The sequence below is a fragment of the Paenarthrobacter sp. NPDC092416 genome (assembly GCF_044755025.1).
GTDB lineage: Bacteria > Actinomycetota > Actinomycetes > Actinomycetales > Micrococcaceae > Arthrobacter.
Window position 1 is genome coordinate 1 of the sequence record NZ_JBIVQG010000043.1, and the last position, 1,270, is coordinate 1,270.

2 protein-coding genes are annotated in these 1,270 nt (G+C 61.2%); both read left to right on the forward strand.

Features of this window, described 5'->3' with window-relative positions; translation table 11 throughout:
• Positions 1-378 (forward strand): carbohydrate ABC transporter permease (locus tag ACIQC5_RS24250; protein WP_400287779.1); only part of this gene is annotated, 378 nt, incomplete at its 5' end.
• On the forward strand, positions 378-1,270 hold an 893-nt coding region (locus ACIQC5_RS24255; RefSeq protein ID WP_400287781.1), incomplete at its 3' end, for a carbohydrate ABC transporter permease. The genes ACIQC5_RS24250 and ACIQC5_RS24255, both read left to right, overlap by 1 nt.

Below are 1,270 nucleotides of genomic sequence, written 5' to 3' on the forward strand. Positions count from 1 at the left end.
TCCTTCCCTTTCATGATGATGATGACCTCCGCAGCGCTTGCCTCGGTGGACTCCACTGTCTACGAGGCGGCCAACATGGACGGTGCCTCGCGCTTCCAGCAATTCACGCAGATCACCTTGCCGCTGATCGCCCGGTCAACGTACATCTCATGGATCCTCATGACGATCTTCTGCGTCAACGACTTCCCCACCATTTACCTGCTCACCGGCGGCGGTCCTGTTGACGCCACCACGTCCCTGGTGGTCCTTGCCTACCGCACCGTCTTCCAGGACTTCGCTACCGGACCCGGCGTTGCCATCGCCTTCCTCATGACCATCACCCTGGTAGTCGTCTCGGTCATCCTGTACCGCCAGATCCGAAAGTCGAGCGTCGAATAATGAGCGCAGTACTTCACGCCCACCCCGAGTCCGGCCCCGCACTCGGCGTCGCCCAGACCGGCAAGACCCGCCGCGTCCTCTCCGAAGCAGGCATGCGCGGACGCTGGTGGCGGTTCGCCATCATCCTGATCATCACCGCGATCGTGCTTGTCCCCATCATGGTCACAGTCGTCCTGGCCCTGACGCCAGCACCAAACAGCACCGCCACCGGGCTGACCTTTGAGAACATCACCGGCGTCTTCTCCAAGACCCTCGCGGCAACGTGGCTGCAAAACAGCCTCATCACCACCCTGTCCACAGTCCTCGTCTCAGTGGCAGTGGCCGCACCCGCCGGCTACGTCCTCTCCCGCGGGCGCTCCAAGGCAGTGTCCGGCTACTCCCTGCTGCTGTTCGTGATGCAGTCCCTGCCCATCATCACCTCCGTGGTGCCGCTGTTCATCCTGTTCGCCGCCATGGGACTGGTGGACAACCTCATGGGCCTGACCATCATCTACGTCGGCTCCACCATGACCGTTGCCACCTGGATGATGGCCGCCTACTTCGACTCCATCCCCATCAGCCTCGAAGAAGCATCCTGGATTGACGGCTGCTCCGTCTTTGGGTCCTTCACCAAAGTAGTTTTGCGCAATAGCCTTCCAGGTGTGCTCTCCACCGCGATCTTCGCGTTCCTCCTGGCCTGGAACGACTACCTGGTAGCCATCGTGTTCCTGCGCTCCAACGAGATCTTTACCCTTCCCATGGGCGTCCAATCCTTCTTCCAACAAAACCTCACCGACTGGTCCGGAGTCATGGCCCTGGCCGTCATCATGATGCTCCCACCCATCATCGTCTTCGCCGCCCTCAACAAATACTTCAGCGTCGGCGGCATCGGCGGATCCCTCGCAGGCCGCTA